The following is a 25983-nucleotide window of genomic DNA, read 5'->3' on the forward strand; positions in this document are numbered from 1 at the left end:
GCCGCAGAGCCTTGAGGATACTTGTGCATGAAATACCGTCTGGGCGATTTTCGCGTCGAAACCCATCCCCAAAGCTGGATCGCGCCTAATGCTGTGCTGATTGGCAAGGTCAAGCTGGAGGCAGGAGCCAATGTCTGGTTCAACGCGGTGCTGCGTGGGGATAACGAGCTTATCCATATTGGAGAGAACAGTAATGTTCAGGACGGTACGGTCATGCACACCGATATGGGCTCACCGCTGGAGATCGGTAAAGGCGTGACGATTGGTCATAACGCAATGCTGCATGGCTGCAGCGTCGACGACTACAGCCTGATCGGCATCAACGCGGTCATTCTTAACGGCGCGAAGATCGGCAAATACTGCATCATTGGCGCTAATTCACTGATCGGCGAAGGCAAGGTTATCTCCGATGGCTCGCTGGTCATGGGTTCACCGGGTAAAGTGGTGCGCGAACTCACTGATGTGCAGAAGAAAATGCTCGAAGCCAGCGCCGCCCATTACGTCCACAACGCCCAGCGCTACGCTCGCGACCTGATGCCGCAGGAAGACTGATGGAAACCGAACGCCGCGTAGCCTCTCCGTGCGTCAGTATCTGCGCCCTGGATGACGACGATGTCTGCCTGGGATGCCAGCGCACCGTCAAAGAAATCACTGACTGGCACGCCATGGACAATGACCAGCGCCGCGCCGTGCTCAGGCTCTGCCATGAGCGGGCCGAGGCGAGTGGGCTGGTGTGGAAAATGTAATCCGAAGTCGCGCTTTTCCTGTGGGAGCCGAGCTTGGTCTGGGCGGCATTCCGACGATGAGGCTGGGCGCAATCTACATGATATCTGCGGTGTCCTTATCGCGAGCAAGCTCGGCTCCCACTGTTTGAATCTCATTTCAAATACGCCACCGCATTGCATCGCCTGATACCATTACCCATCCTCCCCGCCACATAAGCCTCACCTCATGCTCTTCCTGATCGCCTATATCAGCAGTGTCGTGCTGATCAACTTTGCTTTCTCTGCCGCGCCGCACCTGGACGTTATCTGGTCCGCCTGGGGTGGGTTGGTGTTCGTGCTGCGCGACATGGTGCAAACCCGTTTTGGGCATGGGGCGATCCTCGCCATGCTGGCGGCTCTGGTGCTGTCGTATGTGACGTCCGACCCGACCATCGCGCTGGCCAGTGCCACGGCGTTTGCGGTCTCGGAGTGCATCGACTGGCTGGTATTTACGGTAACCAGGCGCCCACTGCGTGATCGCTTATGGCTCAGCTCTGCGCTGAGTATCCCGGTGGACACCTTCATCTTTTTCGGCATGATCGATGCGCTGACCCCGCCCGTGATTATCACGGCGCTGGTTTCCAAATTTGTCGGCGTCACGGCCGTCTGGCTGATCATGACCTGGCGTGCACGCAAGAATGCGAGTGCGGGCTGAGAATTACGGGCCTTCGTGGTAAATTGCGCGCCTTTCTCCACAGCGGTCGCTCGCACCTGACGCGGGCTGCCCTCGATATCTGCTCCACGAGGACCTGAGATGACTCAAATCGGAACTCCACTGTCGCCTGTCGCGACCCGCGTATTGCTCTGCGGTTGCGGTGAGCTGGGCAAGGAAGTCGTGATCGAACTGCAGCGCCTGGGCGTTGAAGTGATCGCTGTTGATCGTTATGCCAATGCGCCTGCCATGCAGGTTGCCCATCGCAGCCATGTGATCAACATGCTTGACGGTGCTGCGCTGCGTGCAGTGATCGAAGCCGAGAAACCGCACTACATCGTGCCGGAAATCGAGGCCATCGCCACCGCTACTCTGGTTGAGCTGGAAGCTGAAGGTTTCACAGTTATCCCGACGGCCCGCGCCACGCAATTGACCATGAACCGCGAAGGCATCCGTCGTCTGGCTGCTGAAGAGCTGGACCTGCCGACTTCGCCGTATCACTTCGCCGACACCTTTGAAGACTACAGCAAGGCAGTCCAGGACCTGGGCTTCCCGTGTGTGGTCAAGCCGGTGATGAGCTCGTCGGGCAAAGGCCAGAGTCTGTTACGTACTGCTGATGACGTGCAGAAAGCCTGGGATTACGCTCAGGAAGGCGGTCGTGCCGGTAAAGGTCGGGTGATCATCGAAGGATTCATCGACTTCGAATACGAAATCACTTTGCTGACCGTGCGCCACGCTGGCGGTACTACGTTCTGCGCGCCAGTGGGTCATCGCCAGGAAAAGGGCGACTATCAGGAATCCTGGCAGCCACAGGCAATGAGCCCGATTGCGTTGGCTGAGTCCGAGCGCGTTGCCAAGGCAGTGACCGAAGCTTTGGGTGGTCGCGGTCTGTTTGGTGTTGAGCTGTTCATCAAAGGTGATCAGGTCTGGTTCAGCGAAGTATCGCCGCGCCCTCATGACACAGGTCTGGTAACCCTGATTTCTCAGGACCTGTCGCAGTTTGCCTTGCACGCCCGCGCGATTCTGGGTTTGCCAATCCCGCAAATTCGCCAGTTCGGGCCATCGGCTTCTGCGGTGATTCTGGTGGAAGGCCAGTCCACTAATACCACTTTCGCCAACCTCAACGAGGCGCTGAGCGAGCCGGATACCGCGCTGCGCCTGTTCGGCAAGCCTGAGGTCAACGGCCAGCGCCGCATGGGCGTTGCTCTGGCTCGCGACGAGTCGATCGAAGCAGCGCGCGCCAAGGCGACGCGTTCTTCGCGGGCTGTGAAAGTCCAGCTGTAACGCAAGCCCTGCAGGAAATGGCGCGGTGTCGCTGACACCGCGCTATCTCGAAGCAAGCATTGGACCTGTAGGAGCTGCCGAAGGCTGCAATGGCGGTTTGTCAGGATGAATGCTTCGCAGCCTTCGGCAGCTCCTACAGGATCAGATTTGAGCTAAACGATTTTATCCAGATCCGCCTCACGCGTTTCTTTCAGGCACAGCACGGCAATCACGCTGATCAACGCTGCTGCCGACACATACCCGCCCACCCAGCTCAGTCCGCCCATCGCCACCAGTTTCTGGGCGAAGAAGGGCGCTACCGATGCGCCGACGATGCCTCCCAGGTTGTAGGCCGCTGACGCGCCGGTGTAGCGCACACGGGTCGGAAACAACTCGGGCAACATTGCGCCCATCGGGGCGAAGGTCACGCCCATCAGGAATAGTTCGATACACAGAAACAGCGCCACCGCCCATGTCGTGCCGTGGGTCAGCAACGGCTCCATGGTGAAGCCCGAGAGGATCGCCAGCACGCCACCAATGATCAACACCGGGCGACGTCCGAAGCGGTCACTGGCCCATGCCGCCAGCGGAGTCGCTGCTGCCATGAACAGTACTGCGAAGCACAGCAGGGCGAGGAAGGTCTCACGGCTGTAGCCAAGCGTTGATACGCCGTAGCTCAGGGAAAACACGGTTGAGATGTAGAACAGCGCATAACAGACCACCATTGATGCGGCGCCCAGTAATACCGGCGCCCAGTACTGGCTGAACAGCTCCACTATTGGCATCTTCACCCGTTCGTGGCGGGCGATGGCGTTGGTGAAGACCGGGGTTTCTTCGAGCTTCAGTCGCACATAGAGCCCAACCATTACCAGTGCCGCGCTCAGCAGGAACGGGATTCGCCAGCCCCATGAGCGAAACTGTTCGTCATCCAGCGTCATGGCCAGTGTCAGGAATAGCCCGTTCGCGGCGAGGAAACCAATCGAAGGGCCGAGTTGCGGGAACATACCGAACCAGGCGCGCTTGCCTTTGGGGGCGTTCTCCGTGGCAAGCAAGGCTGCGCCGCCCCATTCACCACCCAGCCCCAATCCCTGGCCGAAACGCAGCACGCATAACAGAATCGGTGCCCAGGCACCTATCGTTGCGTAGCCCGGCAGTACGCCGATCAGCGTGGTGCACACGCCCATCAACAGCAACGAGGCGACCAGCGTCGACTTGCGTCCGATACGGTCGCCGAAATGGCCAAACAGCGCTGAGCCTAGCGGCGGGCAAGGAAGGCGATGCCAAACGTCAGAAATGCGGACAGCATTTGTGCGGTGCCGGACGTTTGCGGGAAAAACACCGGGCCGATCACCAGCGCAGCGGCGGTGGCGTACACGTAGAAATCGTAGAACTCGATGGCGGTGCCAATGAAGCTGGCGGTGGCGACACGTGTGGCAGAGTTGACCGGGCGAGCCGGTGCGCTCTCAGTTTCATGGGTGGCAGAAGTCGTAGTCATGCGGGTCTTCCTGACAGTCATAGTGCCTGTCGGTGATCGCCAGATACGACGATCCACGGCGGCATACATTAATTATTGTGGGTACAGCGCTGATCAGGTTAGCCCGGATAAGGGCGAGAGGCGTTGGTCATGCCGGGGGTAGGGCAGAGCCAGGGAGATGCGCGAGACGTTCAGGCTGAATGACTGGCCGGATCACATGGGGTGCGGGTAGCACACGGATCGGCGGGCTGGGTAAGCGGCCCGATTATAGGAATCGAGCCGCCGGTATAACAAGAGGCTTCTGGCAAGGGCGTCTGGCAAAAACGCCTGTTACGTTATCGAGCGGCGGGTTTCTGCCACATCATGACCCGTGCGACACGGTTGTCTTCGGTTTCGAGAATTTCCAGACGATACGGCCCGATCTTTAGGCAAACCGCGCTTTCCGGAATGGTCTCCAGCGCTTCGGTGACCAGACCATTAAGAGTCTTGGGCCCATCGGACGGTAGATGCCACCCCAGGCTCTTGTTCAAATCGCGAATCGACGCAGCCCCATCTACCACCAGACGACCGTCGGCCTGTGGATGAATGTGCGGGTTGTTCAGGGTTTGCTCGTTTTCGAATTCGCCGACGATTTCTTCAAGAATGTCTTCGAGGCTGACGATGCCCAGTACTTCGCCGTATTCATCGACCACGACGCCCATGCGGCGCTGTTGCTTGTGGAAATTCAGCAGTTGCAACTGAAGCGGAGTGCTCTCCGGAACGAAGTACGGCTCATAGCACGCGGCGACGATCTGTTCTTTGGTCAATTCGCCCTTGGGCAGCAGATGACTGATCTGCCGGGTATTGAGTACGCCCTGAACCTGATTGATGTCGTTGTGGTAGACCGGCAGCCGGGTGTGGCGCGAAATGATCAGGCGCTCGACGATCTGTTCGATGCTGTCGTCGAGATTGACGCCATCCACTTCACTGCGCGGTACCAGAATGTCATTGACCGTGATGCTGTCCAGTGCATGAATGCCTGACAGCACGGGCGAGCGGCCGGGATGGTGCTCATTCACGCCGTCATGATGCGCGTGCGGGCGCTCGCCATCCTCATCGCCTGCGATAGCCTGCTTGTTGCGCGTGCCGAAGGGACGCAGCAGCGTCCTGGCTATGGAGTTGAACAGCCAGGCCAGCGGCCAGAGGATGATCATCGGAATACGCAGCAAGCTGTTGGCCATGTGCACGATGGCTTGCGGATGACGCGCCGCCAACCTGCGCGGGATGAGTTCGGCGAAGATCAGCGTGATGCTGGTGACAATGATCCAGGCCAGTGTCGGGCCGTTGTAAAACCAGTAGTTCACCGACAGTAAGGTGACGATTACGGTGATCAACACTTTGATAAGCGTGTTGGCGAGGATCAGGCTACCCAGCTCGAATTTAAGCTCTGGCCAGCTGGACGTGGGCAGGCGGTCGCCGTTGCGCAGCACTTTGAGGTGATGGTGGGCAGTTTCAATGGCCGTGAACAGGGCTGCCCAGAGAATCAACAGGACCACGACACCGAGCATCGGCGCGATTGGCAAATTATCCATAATCAGCGAACCGTCAGATGTGCAGAATGAATTCGCGGACCAGCTTGCTGCCGAAATAGGCCAGCATCAGCAGGCAGAAGCCGCCCAGGGTCCAGCGGATAGCCTTGTGTCCACGCCAGCCGAGACGGTTACGACCCCACAGCAGTACGCTGAACACGACCCAGGCCAGGCAGGCCAGCAGGGTTTTGTGCACCAGATGCTGCGCGAACAGGTTCTCGACGAAAAGCCAGCCTGAAATCAGAGACAGCGAAAGCAGCGACCAGCCGGCCCAGAGAAAACCAAACAACAGGCTTTCCATGGTTTGCAGTGGCGGGAAATTCTTGATCAGCCCGGAAGGGTGCTTGTGTTTGAGTTGATGATCCTGCACCAGCAGCAGCAATGCCTGCACCACGGCAATGGTGAACATCCCGTAAGCGAGGATCGACAGCAGGATGTGGCTCAGGATGCCCGGTTCTTCAACGATGGGTTGCACGGTGCCAACTGGCGCGAACTGCGCGAGCAATACGGTAACCATCCCCAGTGGGAATAAAAGCACGAGCAGGTTTTCAACCGGAATACGCACGGTCGCCAGCAGCGTGAGGGCAATCACCGCCACGGCAATCAGGCTGGCGGCGCTGAAAAAGTCCAGGCCAAGTCCGATGGGGCGGATCAACTGGGAGAAAAGTCCGAAGGCATGAGCAACAACGGCCAGCGTACCGAGCAGGCAAAGCAGCCGTTTGTCGGCGCGTTTCGCCTGGCTGAGGCGGATGCCTTGATAGATTGTCGCAGCGGCATAAAGGCAGGCGGCGGCGAGGCTGGGTAGCAGGCTGGGTGGCAAAGGGAACATAAATCCTGATGGACGGGCCTCTAAAGACGCTGAGTTTGGCATACAACCGTCATTTCACGAAAGACCACAGATGCAGACTCCATGGTGTCCGTGCCGCAGAGTCTTCGCTATAATCCGCGACCTGCTCAAGCCGCAGGCTCGCCGAGCGCCATTTTATAACGGGCCGGGCCGCATCAACCGGGGTTCGCCAAGAGCCTGAAAGGATCGCGCATGTTTGAAAATCTGACAGACCGTCTCTCGCAGACGCTGCGCCATGTAACTGGCAAGGCCAAGCTGACCGAGGACAACATCAAAGACACCTTGCGCGAAGTGCGTATGGCTTTGCTTGAGGCCGACGTTGCCTTGCCGGTCGTCAAAGACTTCGTCAACAAGGTCAAGGAGCGCGCTGTCGGCACCGAAGTGTCCCGCAGCCTGACGCCGGGCCAGGCTTTTGTGAAGATCGTTCAGGCCGAGCTGGAAGACATGATGGGGGCAGCCAACGAAGAGCTGACTCTTAATGTCACGCCGCCTGCCGTGATTCTGATGGCAGGTCTGCAGGGTGCCGGTAAGACCACTACTGCAGGCAAGCTGGCCAAATTCCTCAAAGAGCGCAAGAAGAAGACCGTCATGGTTGTGTCGGCCGACGTTTATCGTCCGGCGGCCATCAAGCAGCTTGAAACGCTGGCAGGCGACATCGGCGTTACGTTCTTCCCGTCCGACATCAGCCAGAAGCCGGTAGACATCGCTGAGGCGGCAATAAAGGAAGCGAAGCTCAAGTTCATCGACGTCGTCATTCTCGATACCGCGGGTCGCCTGCACATCGACGCGGAAATGATGGGCGAGATCCAGGCGCTGCACGCTGCGGTCAAACCGGCCGAGACGCTGTTCGTCGTAGACGCCATGACCGGTCAGGATGCTGCGAACACTGCCAAGGCGTTCGGTGATGCTCTGCCGTTGACTGGCGTGATCCTGACCAAAGTCGACGGTGATGCCCGAGGCGGTGCGGCGTTGTCCGTGCGTGCTATCACCGGCAAGCCGATCAAGTTCATCGGTATGGGCGAGAAGAGCGATGCGCTCGAGCCGTTCCACCCGGACCGTATTGCGTCGCGAATCCTGGGCATGGGCGACGTGCTCAGCCTGATCGAGCAGGCCGAACAGACCCTCGACAAGGACAAGGCCGACAAACTGGCCAAAAAGCTGAAGAAAGGTAAGGGCTTCGATCTCGAAGACTTCCGCGATCAGCTACAACAGATGAAAAACATGGGCGGCCTTGGCGGGCTCATGGACAAGCTGCCGAGTATCGGCGGCGTCAACCTGTCGCAAATGGGCAATGCCCAGGGCGTGGCAGAGAAGCAGTTCAAGCAGATGGAAGCCATCATCAACTCGATGACCCCTGCAGAGCGTCGCGATCCCGAGCTGATCAGTGGTTCGCGCAAGCGCCGCATCGCGATGGGGTCGGGCACGCAGGTGCAGGACATCGGGCGTCTGATCAAGCAGCACAAGCAGATGCAGAAGATGATGAAGAAGTTCTCCGCCAAAGGCGGAATGGCCAAAATGATGCGCGGCATGGGCGGAATGTTGCCCGGCGGCGGCATGCCAAAAATGTGATGTATCGCGCGCAGGAAGCTCTGCGCGCATTCCACATGGGGGCTCGCCCCTACGTAAATTCCCGCTTTGCGGGTCTACACCAGCCGTCGGAAGCGACGGCTCCCTGGCAAATCTGGATGATACAAGAGCATGTGTCAGAAAAAGACATTTGCAAAAGTCCGGATATTCCTTAGAATATGCGGCCTTTCGGGCACCTATGCCCGCTGTGCATCTTAGATTTGCAGCACCGACTACAGGAACGATGTTCAATGCTAACCATTCGTCTTGCTCTGGGCGGCTCCAAAAAGCGCCCGTTTTACCACCTGACTGTTACCGATAGCCGCAATGCGCGCGACGGTTCGCACAAGGAACAAATTGGCTTCTTCAACCCGGTTGCCCGTGGTCAGGAAGTTCGTTTGTCCGTGAACGAAGAGCGCGTTAACTACTGGCTGAGCGTGGGTGCACAAACATCCGAGCGCGTTGCCCAGTTGCTGAAAGAACACGCCAAGACCAAGGTCGCGGCCTGAGCAATATGAACGCGGCGCCTACGATTGCCGACGACTTGATCGTCATTGGCAAGATTTATTCGGTACATGGCGTTCGCGGCGAAGTGAAGGTCTTTTCCTTTACTGATCCGATTGGAAACCTGTTGGATTACAAAACCTGGACGCTTCGGCGCGAAGGCAGCGTTAAACAGGTAGAGCTGGTCAGCGGACGCTTGCAAAACAAGTTCCTGGTCGCAAAGCTCAAAGGTCTCGATGACCGTGAAGAAGCTCGTCTTCTGGCCGGTTTTGAAATCTGTGTGCCGCGCAACCTGTTCCCTGATCTCACCGATGGCGAGTACTACTGGTACCAGCTGGAGGGTCTCAAGGTTATCGACCATCAAGGGCAATTGCTCGGGAAGATCGATCATCTGCTGGAGACAGGCTCGAACGATGTAATGGTGGTCAAGCCCTGCGCTGGCAGCCTGGATGATCGCGAACGTTTGTTGCCCTATACGGAGCAATGCGTGTTGGCAGTTGATCTGGAAGCTGGCGAGATGAAGGTGGAATGGGATTCGGACTTCTAAGCAATGGCTAGCCTGCGCATAGAAGTGATCAGTCTGTTTCCCGAGATGTTTTCCGCCATCAGCGAATACGGCATTACCAGCCGTGCGGTGAAACAAGGGCTGTTACAGCTGACTTGTTGGAATCCGCGGGACTACACCACGGATCGACATCACACTGTTGACGATCGCCCATTTGGCGGTGGTCCGGGCATGGTGATGAAGATCAAGCCCCTTGAAGATGCTCTGGTTCAGGCCAGGCAAGCGGCAGGGGATGCGGCGAAGGTGATTTACCTGTCGCCACAAGGCCGCCAACTGAATCAGTCTGCGGTACGCGAACTGGCGCAGGGGGAAGCGATTATCCTCATCGCCGGTCGTTATGAAGGCATTGACGAGCGTTTTATTGATGCTCATGTCGATGAAGAGTGGTCGATTGGTGACTATGTACTGTCTGGCGGCGAGCTGCCGGCAATGGTGCTGATCGATGCGGTTACGCGGCTGCTGCCTGGAGCTTTAGGGCATGCGGACTCTGCGGAGGAAGATTCCTTCACTGATGGTCTGCTGGATTGCCCGCATTACACCCGACCGGAGGTGTATGCGGATCAGCGTGTTCCCGACGTGTTGCTAACTGGCAATCACGCGCACATCCGGCGTTGGCGTTTACAGCAGTCCCTCGGGCGGACCTATGAACGACGCGCCGATCTTCTGGAAAGCCGCTCGCTTTCTGGAGAAGAGAAGAAGCTGCTCGCGGAATACATCCGCGAACGGGACGATAGTTAACGTATCGATGGTAGATCAGACGATTTACCTTAGGAGCACAGCATGACTAACAAAATCATCCTTGCACTCGAAGCAGAGCAGATGACCAAAGAGATCCCTACCTTTGCCCCGGGCGACACTGTTGTCGTTCAGGTGAAAGTGAAGGAAGGCGACCGCGCTCGTCTGCAGGCGTTTGAAGGCGTAGTAATTGCCAAGCGTAACCGTGGCGTGAACAGTGCCTTCACTGTTCGTAAAATCTCCAACGGTGTTGGCGTTGAGCGTACTTTCCAGACCTACAGCCCGCAAATCGACAGCCTGGCTGTGAAACGTCGCGGTGACGTTCGCAAAGCCAAACTGTACTACCTGCGTGACCTGTCCGGTAAAGCAGCTCGCATCAAGGAAAAACTGTCCTGAGTACAGTTTTTCGATGCAAGAAAAAAGCAGCCTAAGGGCTGCTTTTTTGCGTCTGGGGTTTTATTGTCCTCAGTCTGTAACTTATGTAGCACTGCTCAAGCGCGAATACCCATGTCTGCTATCGATGACCCTCTGATCGACCGGTTTCTTGATGCCCTTTGGCTGGAGAAGGGGCTCTCGGACAATACGCGTGATGCCTATCGCAGTGACCTTGCCCTGTTCAACGGCTGGTTGCAGGAGCAAGGCCTGGAATTGATCAATGTTGGACGCTCGGCGATTCTTGATCATCTGGCCTGGCGGGTGGACAAGGCCTACAAGCCTCGCTCCACGGCACGGTTTCTTTCAGGTGCCCGTGGCTTCTACCGTTACCTGCTGAGAGAGAAACTGATTCAGGTCGATCCCACGCTGCAGGTGGACATGCCTCAGCTTGGCAGGCCATTGCCCAAGTCACTGTCGGAAGCAGACGTTGACGCGTTACTGGCTGCACCTGACCTGAGTGAAGCTATCGGCCAGCGGGATAAAGCCATGCTCGAAGTGCTTTATGCCTGTGGCTTGCGAGTCACCGAGCTGATCAGTCTGACCCTGGAGCAGGTCAATCTCCGTCAGGGTGTATTGAGGGTGATGGGCAAGGGCAGCAAGGAGCGTCTGGTCCCCATGGGCGAAGAGGCCATTGTCTGGATCGAACGCTACATGCGCGGGGCTCGCGATGAATTGCTGGCGGGGCGTCCCAGTGATGTGTTGTTTCCCAGTCAGCGGGGAGAGCAGATGACCCGCCAGACCTTTTGGCACCGGATCAAACATCAGGCCATGGTTGCAGGTATCAGCAAGTCGCTGTCGCCTCATACATTGCGGCATGCTTTCGCAACCCACTTGCTCAACCATGGCGCTGACTTGCGCGTGGTGCAGATGTTGTTGGGGCACAGTGATCTGTCAACGACACAAATCTATACCCATGTTGCCCGTGCCCGATTGCAGGACATGCACGCCAAACATCACCCGCGCGGCTGAAAGGTCAGGGCGGTATCTTTTGCAGGCCGTCTGTGTCGGTCCGGGTAAGGTTTACGGCCCTTATGTGGTAGTCTTTGCCGGTTTCGCAGATTGAAGCTGACGGGCGCTTTTTTTGCCCAAGCCAGTCTGCCCACCGCCCGAGGAGTTTTCATGCGCGTGACCACGATTATCGCCGCCGCAGCCGTTGCGTTGGCCAGTACGTTCAGTATGTTTGCCCAGGCGGATGCTCCCGCCGATCAAGCCATTCGCAAGACCCTTGAATCGCTAAAGCTCGAGCTGCCGGTTGAAAGCATCGGTGCCAGCCCGTTAAGCGGTCTGTACGAAGTCAAACTCAAGGGCGGCCGCGTGCTGTATGCCAGCGCTGACGGCCAGTTCGTGATGCAGGGCTATCTGTTTCAGATCCAGGATGGCAAGCCGGTCAACCTGACCGAAAAGACCGAACGTCTGGCTATCGCCAAGACCATCAATGGTATTCCGACCGCCGAGATGGTGGTGTACCCGGCCATTGGCGAAACCAAATCGCATATCACTGTGTTCACCGATACCACTTGCCCGTATTGCCACAAGCTGCATGCCGAAGTGCCGCAGTTGAACAAAATGGGCATCGAAGTTCGTTACGTCGCTTTCCCACGCCAGGGGCTGGGCTCGCCGGGCGACGAACAACTGCAGGCTGTCTGGTGTTCCAAGGATCGCAAGGCTGCCATGGATCGCATGGTCGATGGCAAGAACATCGAGGCGCCCAAGTGTGCCAACCCTGTCACCAAACAATTTGAAGTGGGCCAATCGATCGGTGTGAACGGCACACCGGCCATCGTTTTGGCTGACGGCCAGTTGATTCCGGGTTACCAACCCGCTGCACAAGTGGCCAAACTGGCGCTCGGCGCCAAATAAGTCAGCGCGTCCCATGACCGTTGAGTAAATAGAGAGCCGTGTGTGATGCACGGCTGTTTTCCACGGTCGGTTCCAAGCCGGCCGTTTTTACGGGGAGTTCATAGTGAATCCGGTCAAAGTAGGCATCTGTGGGCTAGGTACCGTCGGTGGCGGTACCTTCAACGTACTTAAGCGTAACGCCGAGGAAATTGCCCGCCGCGCGGGTCGTGGAATCGAAGTGGCACAAATTGCCATGCGTACGCCAAACCCCAACTGCCAGATTACCGGTACACCGACCACCAGCGACGTCTTCGCGGTGGCAACCAACCCTGAAATCGATATCGTCATTGAGCTGATCGGCGGCTATACCGTAGCCCGCGATCTGGTTCTCAAGGCCATTGAAAACGGCAAGCATGTAGTCACTGCCAACAAAGCGCTGATTGCCGTGCACGGTAACGAAATTTTCGCCAAGGCGCGTGAGAAGGGCGTGATCGTAGCGTTTGAAGCTGCGGTTGCCGGCGGTATCCCGGTCATCAAGGCAATTCGTGAAGGTCTGTCGGCCAACCGCATCAACTGGGTTGCCGGGATCATCAACGGCACAGGTAACTTCATCCTGACCGAAATGCGCGAGAAAGGCCGTACCTTCCCTGACGTTCTGGCTGAGGCTCAGGCTCTGGGTTATGCCGAAGCCGATCCGACGTTCGATGTCGAAGGTATTGATGCTGCACACAAGCTGACCATTCTGGCGTCCATTGCCTTTGGTATCCCGCTGCAGTTCGACAAGGCCTACACCGAAGGCATCACCAGACTGACCACTGCTGACGTGAATTACGCCGAAGCGCTGGGTTATCGCATCAAACATCTGGGCGTCGCGCGCAGTACAGCTGCCGGTATCGAACTGCGGGTACACCCGACGCTGATTCCTGCTGATCGACTGATCGCCAACGTCAACGGCGTGATGAACGCAGTCATGGTCAATGGCGACGCTGCAGGCTCGACGCTGTTCTACGGCGCGGGTGCTGGCATGGAGCCTACCGCTTCGTCGGTGGTTGCCGATCTGGTCGATGTGGTGCGTGCGATGACGTCCGATCCGGAAAATCGCGTACCGCATCTGGCATTCCAGCCCGACTCGCTGTCTGCTCATCCGATTCTGCCGATCGAAGCCTGCGAAAGCGCGTATTACCTGCGCATCCAGGCCAAGGATCATCCGGGCGTGCTGGCTCAGGTGGCAAGCATCCTGTCGGAGCGCGGGATTAACATTGAGTCGATCATGCAGAAGGAAGTCGAAGAACATGACGGCCTGGTGCCGATGATTCTGTTGACCCATCGTGTGGTGGAACAGCGTATGAATGACGCCATTGAGGCCCTGGAAGCGGTGCAGGACGTGGTTGGCCCGGTAGTCCGGATCCGCGTCGAACATCTCAATTAAACACAGCGGCAAGCTACAAGCTACAAGCGGCAAGTGAGGGCGGACTGCTTTTGACTTGCAGCTTGCAGCTTGAAACTTGAAGCTCAAACCGAAGGTTTGAAATCTTATGCGCTACATCAGTACTCGCGGCCAGGCGCCGGCCCTGAATTTCGAAGACGTATTGCTGACTGGTCTGGCCAGCGACGGCGGCTTGTATGTGCCGGAAAACCTGCCTCGCTTTACCCAGGAAGAAATCGCTTCCTGGGCTGGGCTGCCTTATCACGAACTGGCCTTCCGGGTGATGCGCCCGTTCGTGACCGGCAGCATTCCGGATGCGGACTTCAAAAAGATCCTTGAAGAAACCTACGCCGTATTTGCCCACAGCTCGGTTGCGCCATTGCGTCAGTTGAATGGCAATGAGTGGGTGCTGGAACTGTTCCACGGGCCGACGCTGGCCTTCAAGGACTTCGCACTGCAATTGCTGGGTCGTCTGCTGGATTACGTGCTGGCCAAGCGTGGCGAGCGTGTAGTGATCATCGGTGCAACCTCCGGCGACACCGGTTCGGCAGCCATTGAAGGCTGCCGCAAGTGCGATAACGTCGATATCTTCATCCTGCACCCGCACAACCGGGTATCGGATGTACAGCGTCGGCAGATGACGACTATCTTCGGCGACAACATTCACAACATCGCTGTGGAAGGCAATTTCGATGATTGCCAGGAAATGGTCAAGAACAGCTTTGCTGACCAGAGTTTCCTCAAGGGCACGCGCCTGGTAGCCGTTAACTCGATCAACTGGGCGCGGATCATGGCTCAGATCGTCTACTACTTTCACGCCTCGCTGCAGTTGGGTGGCCCGGCGCGTTCTGTGTCGTTCTCGGTACCTACCGGCAACTTCGGCGATATTTTCGCGGGTTACCTGGCGCGCAATATGGGGCTGCCGATCAATCAGCTGATCGTCGCCACCAACCGCAACGACATTCTGCACCGTTTCATGAGCGGCAATCAGTATGTAAAAGAGACCTTGCACGCGACTTTGTCGCCATCCATGGACATCATGGTCTCGTCGAACTTCGAGCGTCTGCTGTTCGATATGCACGGTCGTAACGGTGCCACGCTCGCAGGCTTGATGGACAGCTTCAAACAAGGCGGTGGTTTCAGCGTCGACGAAGAGCGCTGGACCGAAACCCGCAAGCTGTTTGACTCCCTGGCTGTCAGCGACGCTGAAACCTGCGAGACCATTGCGGATGTTTTTGCAAAGACTGGCGAGGTGCTGGACCCGCATACTGCGATCGGTGTAAAGGCCGCTCGGGCCTGCCGTCGCAGCCTGGATACGCCGATGGTGATCCTCGGGACGGCGCATCCGGTCAAATTCCCGGAAGCAGTGGAGAAAGCGGGTGTAGGAAAAGCGCTCGAGCTACCTGCACATTTGTCTGATTTGTTCGAGCGGGAGGAACGCTGCACGGTTTTGCCGAATGACCTGAAAGCCATACAGGCCTTCGTTAGTCAGCACGGCAACCGGGGTAAACCGCTCTAACGGTATATCCATGTAACAACTTAAGGCCCGCCCCCCAGCGGGCCTTCTCATTTCTGCATGCCACACTTCGGGAGTTTTAGACACTTACGGATGAGTTAGTCGCTGTGAAAATTGCAAGCAAAGGGAGCTTCTTCGAAGGCAAGAACCTCGCTCCCATAAAAAGCACACTGGTTGTGCTGTCACTATTACTGGCTGTGTTGTTCGTTCAGCCAAGCCATGCTGAGAGGAATCTTTCGTTCAGCCTGGTTGCGCCGTTCGTGGCTCTGGAGCCTCTGGAGTTATCTGCCTCGGATCGTGAATGGCTCGATGATCAACCTGCGCTACGCGTCGGGGTTGTTACCGTCGATTATGAGCCTGTGGATATCACCAGTGATCGCAACCGGTATCAGGGCATCACTGCCGATTATTTGAGTCTGATCGCCAGCAAGCTCAATGTGAGAATGCAGGTGCGCGGTTTTCCCAGGCCTGAAGGGGCAATCAACGCGCTGCGGGATGGCACCATCGACATTATTGCCACTGCCAATGATTTTGAGCGCGTTTTTGGCGACCTTCGGTTGTCGATGGGCTATATGCCTGATCGTTCGGTAGTCGTCGGACGCGGTAACGGGCGAGGTCTGGAGGAGTCGCTCAAGGGAAACAAGGTTGTGGTTCTTGAGGGCTACATGGATCTCCTGGCGGTGCAGATCGCCTACCCTGAGAGCGAAATCATTATTGCCCCCAGCCTCTTCAGTGCCATGGAGGCTGTGAGCCACGGAGAAGCAGATGTCTTCATTGGCAATGACGTCATCGTCCGCTCCTACATGGCGCTGCGTCCTTATCTTGGATTACAGGTTCTGTTTGACAGTCTTTTGCCTCAGGACAGCTTTTCATTTGCCGTGCGTTCGGACCAGACGCAGTTACTGTCTCTGATCGACACTGCGCTGGCCAGCCTGGGGTCCGCGATTACCCGGGAGATACTGGGACGCTGGACTCTGGGGCTGGGCGCTGACGCCAGCACTCAGCGAATCGCGCTAAGTCGTGCAGAAAGACGCTGGATCAGCAGGCACCCGGTGGTCACAGTTGCTTCTCAGCAGCACCCACCGTACATCTATCGTGATGGGGATGGGAATTGGGTCGGGCTCAATGTCGACATATTGAATCGAATTTCGCGCATCACCGGTCTGCGGTTCAAGCATGAAGAGGCCTTGAGCATTGAGCAGACGTTCAACCTCCTGCGTAGCGGTCAGGCCCAGATGAACACGACGCTTGCAGAGAATGCAGAGCGTCGGGAGATGCTCGATTTCAGCTATTCATTTGGCGGTAATAGCTGGGTATTCGTGTTGCGTGCAGGAGAGGCTTCTCTGCATTCACTGCGAGACCTGGCCGGGCGCACTCTGGCGTTGCCTGCCAGGCATGCTCTGGAAGGCATCATAAGGCGCGAGCATCCACGTATAAATTTAATCCTTACAGCCAACTATGAAGAAGCTCGCCAACTGGTCGCCTCCGGGGATGCTGTGGCGACGATTCAGAACGAGGCCGGGGCTTATCTGGATCCGCGAGGCGTGCTGAAAGTTGGTCGCAGTGTGGAGGGATGGTGGTCCTCTGACCGAATGACTGTCATCAAGTCTCAACCAGAACTGCTTAATATCATCAATAAGGCGCTGGAAGAGTTTCCGGTCAGCGAGATGCGTGCCATCCGCACAAGGTGGATGTCGTCTGCTGTGCAGCAGACCAGTCTGTTGAGCCGGATTCCCGGCTGGGTGTATTGGGGGCTAAGTGTCGCGCTGGCGCTGGGGCTGGTTTCGCTGATCTGGAGTAGCCGTCTCAAGGTTCAGATATTTCAGCGTCTCCAGGCCGAAGCGGCGCTCAACGACCAGTTGGTCTTCAAGCACGCGCTGTTTGACGGAATACCCAACCCGGTCTACGTCAGGGACCTGAAAGGGCGATTGATTTCCTGCAATCGAAGTTATGAAGAGAATCTGGGAATCAGCTTCGAGCAGATGAATGGTCGGCGCTTGATTGACGTGGAGCTGATACCTAGAGAAACCGCGGAGCAATTGCACGGGGATTACATCAAGCTGCTGGAAACGCGTCAGCCCATTTTCGCTGACCGCACCATGCTTCTGGGAGACAAGCAGATTGATGCCTTGCACTGGACGGTGCCTTTCTATCGTGCCGATGGCGAGGTTCAGGGGTTGCTGGGTGGCTGGATCGACATCAGCGAGCGCAAGCGACTGGAAACTCAACTGTGTGAAGCCAAGGAGCAAGCGAACGCAGTCAATGACGCCAAAAAACTTTTCATGAAGGATGTCGGTCATGAGATGCGCAGAAATCTGGAAGTGATTGTCGGCTTTTTGGAATTGGAACTTAAGGAGGCTCTGCATAAGGGGCAGACGCCGTCCAGCTCTGTGGAAGTGGCCCTTGTTTCAGCCCGTTCGGTTCTCGAAATGATCGACGTTAGCGACGAGGCGGCGTGATGCGCAATCTCTCGATATTGTGCTTAGTACCGGTCGATGGTTTTTTCTCTGTCATGTTCGGCAGGCATGCTCGAACGGTGACATCGTTAAACCATCGAAACTTTCCATCAATGCCGATGGTCATTGATAAGCACCTTTGCATTCAAATTGTTGAGTGGTGATCCGGATGGAAAATATCAGCTTACTGCTAAGTGAAGCGCTGGCACCTTACCAGGCCGACCTTGGGCCTGTTGGACCATTGGGTGAGCGCCTGGTGTCTATCAAGGATGCAGCCGGTGCAGTAGTAATCGAGCGCACATTCACCGCAGCGCATCTGTGTGACAAACGCCAGCTGACGGATGTAGTTGATGGTTTGCGTCGTGATTTGATGGTGGCCGAAGGGCGCATCGAGCCTTGCGTGATTGCGGCAATGCGCAACGCAGCCCTGGGTCGTCCGTTCATCCCGGCGCCGGGCTTTGTTTGAAGTGATCTGGAACCTTACGGTCCATTAGTGCTCTGACTCTTTACGGCAGGTTCAGACACTGTGCTCCGGTGGCTCAACCTGTTCGTACTGGTCCCGAATGGACCACGGTTTACCCCGAGTAGTCTCCCCGCTGCTCGGGGTTTCTTTTTTTCAAGCCTGCGCAATTCCGTTTTACATGCCTGGCTTCTCGAAAAACGTTTTGGCGTCTTCCAGATATTCCTCGCGTTTTGAGGGCGGTAGCCACTGCGCATAGAATCCCACCAGCTTCGTCTCGCGCAGTATCCGCATCTCGCGATTGATGATCTCCATGGCTTGCCGACCCTGCACTGTGTTCGAGCAGCCTATATGCGTGAACTGGTATTTGGGAGCGCCTTTGACCGGCAAGAAGACCAGATCCTGTTCGGGTATTCCTTGCTGGCGTGCTTGATACAGCGCTTCCGGCCAATAGCTGATCAGACCTTGCAAGCGTCCCAGTCGCTCCATTTGCAATAAACTGCCAACGGCATCGCCGCCGTAATGCATGCTCAATTCGTCGTCCGCAACCTTGCTCAGAATCTGATCAATGACCAGTCCATAGCTGCGCTCGGCAACCACGCCTATCTTCACGGTCTTGCTTTTCAGCACGGCATCCAGATCGACCACGCCGCGATCCACATACGGAGTGAACTGGGCCATGTCCTGCTGGCGCACAATCAAACCGTTGCTGAATGCCGCAAAAGTCGGGATCGAAAATACAATGCTTTTGGCCCGTTCCTGCGTCCAGAGTAAGGTGGGGTCGCACGCAAACACGCCCTCCTTGAGCATTTGCATCCCGCGTGCACGGTTCACGCGCATCAGCAGATGGTCATATTCAGGCATCCGGGCGATGAGTAATGGCATCAGTCTGTCGACAGCGCCTTTTCCTTCATCAGGGCCGGAAAAAATCGTCGAAGGAGGCAAGTCCCTTAGCAGCCATATCAGCGTGTCCTTTGCATGGCTGAAGCGTGGCAGAGCCATGAGACTCAGCAGGGCGAGGCAGATGACCAGTGTCGGTCTGGCGGGATGCGAGTTGCGATAAGGCATCGCGGATGTCGTCCCCGGGAAATGGCTGGAGTATAGGCGTCAGATGACGCGCAGGAGAATAGACGCTCCAGGTCGAGCGTGCCGCGCAGTATCACTCATAACCCGTCGCCAGGAATATCGGGCTTTGCCTGACCCCCCTTAAGGGTATTTGTCACTGTGCAAACCGCTCCGGATCATCAACCACTGCAGACATCACAGCCAATCGGCTGGAGCGGGTCGTTCAATGGGGCTGCTTCGGGTAGACTTGCCGCCTTTCCCCGTATCTAGAAGCCCGTTCATGGCCCAGCCGTCCACGACCTACAAATTCGAACTCAACCTTACCGATCTTGATCGTGGGGTTTACGAAACCGTCAAACAGACCATTGCCCGTCATCCTTCGGAAACCGAGGAGCGTATGACCGTGCGCCTGCTGGCTTATGCCTTCTGGTACAACGAGCAGCTGTCTTTTGGTCGTGGCCTTTCTGATGTGGATGAGCCTGCGCTGTGGGAAAAAAGTCTTGATGACCGCGTCCTGCACTGGATCGAGGTTGGCCAGCCTGACTCTGATCGCCTGACATGGTGTTCGCGCCGTACCGAACGTACCAGTCTGCTGGCCTATGGCAGCCTGCGCGTGTGGGAAGGGAAGGTTATTCCGGCTATCAAGAACCTGAAAAACGTCAACGTCGCCGCTGTTCCGCAAGAAGTGCTCGAGGTGCTGGCCAAGGACATGCCGCGGGTCATCAAGTGGGATGTGATGATCAGCGAAGGGACCATATTCGTCACGGATGATCGTGGTCAGCATGAAGTCCAGCTGCAATGGCTTACCGGCGAGCGCGGCTGAGGTCGTCCAGGTCTCGGCGCCTCCTGTAGGAGCGCACGAGCACCGCGAGGCCGCGATAGCGGTTTATCAGACAGACCGCCATCGCTGCCTCGCGGTGTTCGTGAGTTCCTGCAGAAAAGCATTTAAATTCAGTTAGTCAGTTATTTAACGTCTGGTCGGAATCAAAAAAAACGCATGCGCATCGAACCTCGTCTCCTGCCGCAAACCCTGCCTTTTCTCGGCGATCTGCCGCCGTTGCTGACCCGGCTGTATGCCGCGCGGGGTGTGCTGTCAGAAGCCGAACTCGACAAGAGCCTGGCGCGGTTGATTCCTTATCAGCAACTCAAGGGGATCGATGCGGCGGTAGACTTGTTGGTCACGGCGCTGAACGAGCGGCAGCGGATCCTCATCGTTGGCGATTTTGATGCTGATGGCGCTACAGCAAGCACAGTAGGCGTGTTGGGGCTGAGGCTGCTGGGTGCCGCGCATGTTGATTATCTGGTGCCCAATCGCTTCGAGTACGGTTACGGCCTGACCCCGGAAATTGTCGCAGTTGCGCTGGAGCGCGAGCCTCAACTGCTGATGACTGTCGATAACGGCATTTCCAGCGTTGAAGGTGTCGCCGCGGCGAAAGCGGCAGGCCTGCAGGTGCTGGTCACCGATCACCACTTGCCAGGCCACGAACTGCCTGCGGCTGACGCTATCGTCAATCCCAATCAGCCAGGCTGCACGTTCCCAAGCAAGGCCCTGGCTGGCGTCGGGGTTATTTTCTATGTGTTGATGGCGTTGCGTGCGCGGCTGCGAGACAGTGGCTGGTTCGAGGCTAATCAGCGCGCACAACCCAACCTGGGCGAATTGCTGGATCTGGTCGCTTTGGGCAGCGTCGCCGACGTGGTGCCGCTGGATACCAATAATCGCATTCTGGTGCATCAGGGCTTGCTGCGTATACGCGCAGGCCGTGCGCGTCCAGGCCTGAAAGCGATTCTCGAAGTTGCACGTCGCGACCACAAACGGATTACCTCTACTGACCTGGGGTTCATTCTCGGGCCGCGACTGAACGCGGCGGGGCGTCTGGACGACATGAGTCTGGGTATCGAATGCCTGCTCTGCGAAGACGAAACCCTGGCCCGTGAAATGGCCGTGCAACTGGATGAGCTGAATCAGGACCGCAAATCCATTGAGCAAGGCATGCAGCGTGAGGCGCTGGCCCAGCTCAAGGACTTGCCGCTGGAGTCGATGCCGTTCGGCCTTTGCCTGTTCGAACCAGACTGGCACCAGGGGGTGATTGGCATCCTCGCGTCGCGCATGAAAGAGCGTTACCACCGTCCGACCATCGCATTCGCCAGTGCTGGTGAGGGCATGCTAAAGGGGTCCGCTCGCTCAGTACCCGGTTTCCACATTCGTGACGCACTGGACGCTGTGGCTGCCCACCATCCCGAACTGATCAGCAAGTTTGGCGGCCACGCAATGGCGGCGGGATTGTCATTGCCGGAGGAGAACTTCCCGGCGTTCGCCGAAGCTTTCGATGTAGAAGTGCGGCGCCAATTAAATGAAGAGGACCTGACCGGTCGTCTGCTGTCTGACGGCGCGTTGGCGGTCGAAGAATTTCACCTGGAGCTGGCCCGCGCACTGCGCAATGCAGGTCCGTGGGGTCAGCACTTCCCCGAGCCGCTGTTTCACGGTGTCTTCCAGCTGGTAGAGCAGCGGGTGGTAGGTGAGCGTCATCTGAAGATGGTGCTCAAGAGTGAGTGCGGCAGCGTGAAACTTGATGCCATCGCATTTGGTGTGGATCGTGATGTCTGGCCGAACCCGAACATCCGTTGGGTCGAACTGGCCTATAAACTGGATCTCAACGAGTTTCGCGGCAATGAAACCGTCCAGCTCATGGTCGCGCACATCGCGCCGCGCTAGGGCAAACAGCAGGAACCCTCAAAGGTATTGGGTTGTCGACTAGGCTTCAGGCACGTTTTTTATCACGTGCCCTGCTGCCTATTACAGCCTGAGAGGTTCCCATGAGCTTGTTGTTAGAACCCTACACCTTACGCCAGCTAACCCTGCGCAACCGCATCGCGGTATCCCCGATGTGTCAGTACTCAGCGGTCGATGGCCTGACGAACGACTGGCATCTGGTTCACCTTGGCAGCCGAGCAGTGGGCGGTGCCGGCCTTGTCTTTACCGAGGCCGTTGCGGTCACCAAAGACGGCAGAATCACGCCTGAAGACCTTGGCCTGTGGAACGATGAGCAGATCGAAGGCTTGCAGCGAATCACTCGCTTCATCAATGCTCAAGGTGTTGTTGCAGGCATTCAGCTTGCTCACGCCGGGCGCAAGGCCAGCACCTGGCGGCCGTGGTTGGGCAAGTCGGGCAGCATCAAAGCCGAAGAGGGCGGCTGGACGCCTTGGGGGCCATCGCCGATTGCTTTCGATCCCAAGCATACCGCTCCGGTGCAATTGAGCGAGGCGCAGATTCAGGACGTCATTCAGGCATTCGTGGCCTCTGCAAAGCGGGCGCTGACGGCCGGTTTCAAGGTGGTTGAAGTGCATGCCGCCCACGGCTATCTGTTGCACCAGTTCCTGTCGCCGCTCAGCAATCAGCGTCAGGATAAATACGGCGGCTCATTTGAAAACCGTATTCGTCTGACGCTGGAGGTGACTCAAGCGGTCCGTGCCGTGTGGCCTGAAGAGTTGCCTTTGTTTGTGCGGGTCTCCGCCACTGATTGGGTGGAAGATGGCTGGAACCCCGATGAAACCGTTGAACTGGCGCGCCGCTTGAAGGATTTGGGTGTTGACCTGATTGACGTGTCGTCGGGCGGCACTTCAGCCAATGCTGAAATTCCGGTGGGTCCGGGGTATCAGACGCGCTTCGCAGAACGGGTTCGCAAGGAGTCGGACATGGCGACGGGCACCGTAGGCATGATCACTGAACCGGCTCAGGCCGAACATATCCTGCGCACTGGGCAGGCCGATATCATCCTGCTCGCCCGCGAACTGTTGCGTGATCCCTACTGGCCGCTGCATGCCGACGATGACCTCGGCGGCCGCAAGGCAACCTGGCCTGCGCAGTATCAACGTGCGACCCATCGCGACCAGCCGATTCATGAGTCTGATTTGCGGGATTAGTGCCTGAGTGAGAGTCGGCGCTTGCGAACATGCATGACACCGTGGGACCGGCTAGCCGGGAAAGGGCCGATACAGTCGGCTCATTTCTGTCGCCAGTCATTCGGCCTTCCCGGCTAAAGCCGGTCTCGCGTCGTTGCAACATCTGGAAGCACACCGACTCTCCAGTCCTGACACACTTCGTTTTACTCTGCCGTGTACCCAATCGAATGAAAAAAGTCTGTGGAGGCTTTCCATGAACACGCGTGGCTTACTCGACCAACTTCTTAAATCCGGCCAGGAGATGCTGCAGAACAAGGCCGGTGGTGCCGGGCATCAGCAAGGCGGCAAGAAATCCTCTGCCGCGGGCGGCCTGGGTGGTTTGCTGGGCGGTGCTGGTGGCGGTGGTTTGAGCAGTCTGTTGTCGGGGGCGGGTGGTGGTGCCCTGGCTTCCGGCGCCATGGGTTTGCTGTTGGGCAGCAAGGGCGGGCGCAAAGTCGGCGGCAAAGTGCTGACCTATGGTGGCCTGGCGGCGCTGGGCGTCATTGCCTACAAGGCATATGGCAACTGGCAGGCCAAGCAGGGTCTGGCCACTCAGGGTGAGCCACAAACCATTGATCGTCTGCCACCGGAGCAAGTCGAGGAGCACAGTCAGGCAATCCTTCGGGCCCTGGTTGCCGCGGCAAAATCTGACGGTCACGTGGATGAGCGCGAACGTGAGTTGATCGAAGGTGAATTTACCAAGCTGACCGGTGATCAGGAGCTGCAACAATGGCTGCACGCCGAATTGAACAAGCCACTGGACCCCGTTGAAGTCGCGCGCGCCGCGAAGACGCCGGAAATGGCTGCAGAAATGTACATCGCCAGTGTGATGCTGGTGGATGAAGAGCAATTCATGGAGCGTGTTTATCTGGACGAACTGGCCCGTCAGCTCAAGCTGGCACCCGCGTTGAAAGCTGAGTTGGAGATACAGGTGCGCCAGGCTCAGGGTTGATTGCAGTCGATTATGCTTGCTCGCAGCAAATGACAACGCGGTATGCCTTTCAACCGTGTCTCATGTATCGCGGGCAAGCCTCGCTCCCACAGTTCCTGCGTCAGGCTGGCCCAACCACCCATCTGCAACACCCATCCAACCTCTGCATTCATTCGAATACCTAAGGCCTGTAAGAAGATTCTCCGGGTTTCGTGGGAATAGGCCTAATTTATCTCTGAAACAACCCCCTTAGTTCGTCAGAGCCTGGGCTATACTCAGGCCGCGTTGGGCCGTTAGTCGGTCCGCTTCTTGAACCCGGCGTGAAGTCCGGTGTTGAACTCTTGAGGGATGACCGTGAAGAACTGGACCTTACGCCAACGGATCTTGGCGAGTTTCGCCGTAATTATCGCCATCATGCTCATGATGGTTGTCGTGTCGTTTTCCCGCCTGCTATCCATTCAGTCCAGCGAAGAAGAAGTTCGCCTTGATGCACTTCCAGGCGTGTACTACAGCACCCTGCTGCGCAGCGCCTGGGGAGAAAGTTACATCCGCACTCTCGAGCTGATCGGTGAAGGAGAAGGACGTGAGTTGACCGGCCCGGAAAAAGACCAGTTCAAGGATTTCGAGGCGCGTCTTCAGCAGCAGGTGGACAACTATAAACAGACCATCTTCGACGATAACGATCGCGCAAATTTCACTGACTTCGAGCGGCAGCGCGAGACGTACACGCGCCTGCTCAATGACGTGCACACCAGTTTCCAGCGCGGCGACTATATAAAAGCCAAGACCGAGTTTTATGATCAGACCAGACCAGTATGGTCGGCGGGTCGTAAGCAACTTAACGACATCATCGTCATCAACAAAAAAGTAGCTGATGACGCTACCGACCGAATTGTCGTGGCTGTTACCGGCGCAAAAATCAGCATGGGGCTTTCTCTGCTCATTGCGATCATTGCTGCGACATCATGCGGGCTGTTGCTGATGCGCTCGATCATGTCGCCGATGCAACGCATCGTCAGCATCCTGGAAACCATGCGCACCGGAGACTTGAGCAAACGGCTCAATCTGGATCGCAAAGACGAATTCGGCGCTGTGGAAACCGGCTTCAACGACATGATGACCGAGTTGACCGGGCTGGTTTCCCAGGCGCAACGCTCTTCGGTACAGGTCACGACCTCCGTCACCGAGATCGCTGCAACCTCCCGGCAGCAGCAGGCCACGGCGACCGAGACCGCAGCGACGACCACCGAGATCGGCGCGACTTCCCGGGAAATTGCGGCCACGTCCCGCGACCTGGTACGCACGATGACCGAAGTGACCAGTGCTGCTGATCAGGCTTCGATCCTCGCCGGTTCCGGCCAGCAGGGCCTGGCGCGGATGGAAGACACCATGCACCAAGTGATGGGCGCGGCGGATCTGGTCAACGCCAAACTGGCGATCCTCAATGAGAAGGCCGGCAACATCAATCAGGTGGTAGTGACTATCGTCAAGGTTGCTGACCAGACCAACCTGCTGTCGCTCAATGCTGCCATCGAAGCTGAGAAAGCCGGTGAGTATGGCCGTGGTTTTGCGGTGGTTGCGACAGAAGTACGCCGTCTGGCTGACCAGACTGCGGTGGCGACTTATGACATCGAGCAGATGGTCCGTGAGATCCAGTCGGCGGTGTCTGCCGGTGTGATGGGCATGGACAAGTTCTCCGAGGAAGTGCGCCGCGGCATGTTCGAAGTCACCCAGGTCGGCGAACAGTTGACGCAGATTATTCATCAAGTGCAGGCGTTGGCGCCTCGGGTGTTGATGGTCAACGAAGGCATGCAGGCTCAGGCTACCGGCGCCGAGCAGATCAATCAGGCGCTCGTGCAGTTGGGCGATGCCAGTAGCCAGACTGTGGAGTCCTTGCGTCAGGCCAGTTTTGCCATTGATGAGTTGAGTCAGGTGGCGGTCGGTTTGCGTAGCGGCGTTTCGCGTTTCAAAGTCTGAG

General features: G+C 57.3%; 23 protein-coding genes and 2 pseudogenes. 20 read left to right on the plus strand and 5 right to left on the minus strand.

Translation table 11 applies throughout. The annotated features are described in order from the left end of the window. The first annotated feature begins 27 nt into the window (after positions 1–27). The 4 genes from K3169_RS07660 to purT all read left to right on the plus strand — a co-directional run bounded on the left by K3169_RS07660 (position 28) and on the right by purT (position 2700). Positions 28–552, plus strand: a complete 525-nt coding sequence (locus K3169_RS07660) for a gamma carbonic anhydrase family protein (RefSeq protein ID WP_263270852.1) — start codon at positions 28–30, stop codon at positions 550–552. Continuing rightward, positions 552–746: a DUF1289 domain-containing protein gene (locus K3169_RS07665; RefSeq protein ID WP_406644141.1), complete on the plus strand. Its 195-nt coding sequence runs from the start codon at positions 552–554 to the stop codon at positions 744–746. Before K3169_RS07660 ends, K3169_RS07665 begins: the two co-directional genes overlap by 1 nt. A 205-nt stretch (positions 747–951) precedes the next feature. Continuing rightward, the gene (locus tag K3169_RS07670) at positions 952–1419 is read left to right on the plus strand and encodes a VUT family protein (protein WP_263270853.1); all 468 of its coding nucleotides are present in this window, start codon (positions 952–954) and stop codon (positions 1417–1419) included. A gap of 99 nt (positions 1420–1518) precedes the next feature. Continuing rightward, positions 1519–2700, plus strand: coding sequence for a formate-dependent phosphoribosylglycinamide formyltransferase (gene purT, locus K3169_RS07675; RefSeq protein ID WP_099267645.1), 1182 nt, complete (start codon positions 1519–1521; stop codon positions 2698–2700). Between the two features lie 152 nt (positions 2701–2852). Here the strand turns inward: purT and K3169_RS07680 are convergent. From K3169_RS07680 to K3169_RS07690, 3 genes and pseudogenes are all read right to left on the minus strand, one after another. Beyond that, positions 2853–4174: pseudogene (locus K3169_RS07680) on the minus strand (MFS transporter). A gap of 314 nt (positions 4175–4488) precedes the next feature. Next, on the minus strand, positions 4489–5724 hold the full coding sequence (locus K3169_RS07685) for an HlyC/CorC family transporter (protein ID WP_263270855.1): 1236 nt from the start codon (positions 5722–5724) through the stop codon (positions 4489–4491). Between the two features lie 13 nt (positions 5725–5737). Next, on the minus strand, positions 5738–6550 hold the full coding sequence (locus tag K3169_RS07690) for an inner membrane protein YpjD (protein WP_099267648.1): 813 nt from the start codon (positions 6548–6550) through the stop codon (positions 5738–5740). A 210-nt stretch (positions 6551–6760) separates the two neighbouring features. On the opposite strand from K3169_RS07690, the gene ffh reads away from it, so the two are divergent. The 10 genes and pseudogenes from ffh to K3169_RS07740 form a co-directional block, all read left to right on the plus strand. Next, positions 6761–8137, plus strand: a complete 1377-nt coding sequence (gene ffh / locus K3169_RS07695; protein ID WP_027902601.1) for a signal recognition particle protein — start codon at positions 6761–6763, stop codon at positions 8135–8137. Between the two features lie 248 nt (positions 8138–8385). Further along, positions 8386–8643: a 30S ribosomal protein S16 gene (gene rpsP / locus K3169_RS07700; protein WP_027902602.1), complete on the plus strand. Its 258-nt coding sequence runs from the start codon at positions 8386–8388 to the stop codon at positions 8641–8643. Positions 8644–8648: 5 nt separating this feature from the next. Then, positions 8649–9185: a ribosome maturation factor RimM gene (rimM, locus tag K3169_RS07705; RefSeq protein WP_027902603.1), complete on the plus strand. Its 537-nt coding sequence runs from the start codon at positions 8649–8651 to the stop codon at positions 9183–9185. A 3-nt stretch (positions 9186–9188) separates the two neighbouring features. Continuing rightward, positions 9189–9941: a tRNA (guanosine(37)-N1)-methyltransferase TrmD gene (gene trmD / locus K3169_RS07710; protein ID WP_263270858.1), complete on the plus strand. Its 753-nt coding sequence runs from the start codon at positions 9189–9191 to the stop codon at positions 9939–9941. A 42-nt stretch (positions 9942–9983) separates the two neighbouring features. Continuing rightward, positions 9984–10334: a 50S ribosomal protein L19 gene (gene rplS / locus K3169_RS07715; protein ID WP_027902605.1), complete on the plus strand. Its 351-nt coding sequence runs from the start codon at positions 9984–9986 to the stop codon at positions 10332–10334. Between the two features lie 111 nt (positions 10335–10445). Further along, positions 10446–11342: a site-specific tyrosine recombinase XerD gene (xerD, locus tag K3169_RS07720; protein WP_027902606.1), complete on the plus strand. Its 897-nt coding sequence runs from the start codon at positions 10446–10448 to the stop codon at positions 11340–11342. A gap of 150 nt (positions 11343–11492) precedes the next feature. Beyond that, positions 11493–12233 carry a DsbC family protein gene (locus tag K3169_RS07725; protein ID WP_027902607.1) on the plus strand — a complete coding sequence of 247 codons (741 nt, stop codon included), beginning with the start codon at positions 11493–11495 and terminating at the stop codon, positions 12231–12233. A gap of 103 nt (positions 12234–12336) precedes the next feature. After that, positions 12337–13641: a homoserine dehydrogenase gene (locus tag K3169_RS07730; protein WP_231676170.1), complete on the plus strand. Its 1305-nt coding sequence runs from the start codon at positions 12337–12339 to the stop codon at positions 13639–13641. 106 nt (positions 13642–13747) lie between these two features. Continuing rightward, on the plus strand, positions 13748–15157 hold the full coding sequence (gene thrC, locus K3169_RS07735) for a threonine synthase (protein WP_263270863.1): 1410 nt from the start codon (positions 13748–13750) through the stop codon (positions 15155–15157). A gap of 173 nt (positions 15158–15330) precedes the next feature. Beyond that, a pseudogene (locus K3169_RS07740) lies at positions 15331–17610 on the plus strand (transporter substrate-binding domain-containing protein); the annotation flags it as partial. On the opposite strand, the gene K3169_RS07745 reads toward K3169_RS07740, so the two are convergent. Further along, on the minus strand, positions 17594–17737 hold the full coding sequence (locus tag K3169_RS07745; protein WP_231676168.1) for a hypothetical protein: 144 nt from the start codon (positions 17735–17737) through the stop codon (positions 17594–17596). The pseudogene K3169_RS07740 and the gene K3169_RS07745 overlap by 17 nt on opposite strands. A 42-nt stretch (positions 17738–17779) precedes the next feature. On the opposite strand from K3169_RS07745, the gene K3169_RS07750 reads away from it, so the two are divergent. Next, complete coding sequence (locus tag K3169_RS07750; RefSeq protein ID WP_027902610.1) at positions 17780–18076, plus strand: DUF3509 domain-containing protein; 297 nt, start codon at positions 17780–17782, stop codon at positions 18074–18076. Between the two features lie 171 nt (positions 18077–18247). On the opposite strand, the gene K3169_RS07755 is transcribed toward K3169_RS07750, so the two are convergent. Continuing rightward, complete coding sequence (locus K3169_RS07755) at positions 18248–19138, minus strand: TIGR02285 family protein (protein ID WP_263270864.1); 891 nt, start codon at positions 19136–19138, stop codon at positions 18248–18250. A 277-nt stretch (positions 19139–19415) separates the two neighbouring features. On the opposite strand from K3169_RS07755, the gene K3169_RS07760 reads away from it, so the two are divergent. The 5 genes from K3169_RS07760 to K3169_RS07780 all read left to right on the plus strand — a co-directional run bounded on the left by K3169_RS07760 (position 19416) and on the right by K3169_RS07780 (position 25982). Beyond that, complete coding sequence (locus K3169_RS07760) at positions 19416–19958, plus strand: YaeQ family protein (protein ID WP_027902612.1); 543 nt, start codon at positions 19416–19418, stop codon at positions 19956–19958. A gap of 174 nt (positions 19959–20132) precedes the next feature. Continuing rightward, the gene (gene recJ, locus K3169_RS07765; protein ID WP_027902613.1) at positions 20133–21848 is read left to right on the plus strand and encodes a single-stranded-DNA-specific exonuclease RecJ; all 1716 of its coding nucleotides are present in this window, start codon (positions 20133–20135) and stop codon (positions 21846–21848) included. Between the two features lie 101 nt (positions 21849–21949). Beyond that, positions 21950–23056, plus strand: coding sequence for an NADH:flavin oxidoreductase/NADH oxidase (locus K3169_RS07770; protein WP_122396179.1), 1107 nt, complete (start codon positions 21950–21952; stop codon positions 23054–23056). Positions 23057–23288: 232 nt separating this feature from the next. Then, entirely contained in the window at positions 23289–24026 is a 738-nt protein-coding gene (locus K3169_RS07775) for a tellurite resistance TerB family protein (protein WP_263270867.1), read from the plus strand. 333 nt (positions 24027–24359) lie between these two features. Further along, entirely contained in the window at positions 24360–25982 is a 1623-nt protein-coding gene (locus K3169_RS07780; protein ID WP_231676162.1) for a methyl-accepting chemotaxis protein, read from the plus strand. The last annotated feature ends 1 nt before the right edge of the window (position 25983 follow it).

Origin of the sequence: Pseudomonas phytophila, assembly GCF_025643095.1 — a bacterium.
Lineage (GTDB): Bacteria > Pseudomonadota > Gammaproteobacteria > Pseudomonadales > Pseudomonadaceae > Aquipseudomonas > Aquipseudomonas quasicaspiana.